Below are 263 nucleotides of genomic sequence, written 5' to 3' on the forward strand. Positions count from 1 at the left end.
CTTGGCTGTAGATGGGAAGGAACTCTTCGAGTGTGAGCAGCTTCTCGCCCTTCTTCTTTGTACCACCGAGTTTCTCGATGGTTGCCAGTGTGGGGTTTGAGTTGAGCGCTCTCAGGAGATCGCCAAGGTTGAAGGCATCGATCTTGCCTTTGCCTTCAAAGTCGTAGATTGAGAAGGCGAAAGACGCCCTTTCAACGTCGTTCTTGCTGAGGTCGCTCATTTTGTGTGGTGTTTGTCGGTTCCCTCCCGGTCTTCACTGGCAG

Annotated in this window: 1 protein-coding gene; it reads right to left on the reverse strand. The window is 52.5% G+C overall.

Annotation, left to right across the window (positions count from 1 at the left end):
• The coding region (locus F0U47_RS22895; protein ID WP_149752368.1) for a hypothetical protein at positions 1 to 220 on the reverse strand (220 nt) is incomplete at its 3' end.
• Positions 221 to 263: the final 43 nt, after the last annotated feature.

Origin of the sequence: Nocardioides antri (genome assembly GCF_008373765.1) — a bacterium.
GTDB lineage: Bacteria > Actinomycetota > Actinomycetes > Propionibacteriales > Nocardioidaceae > Nocardioides > Nocardioides antri.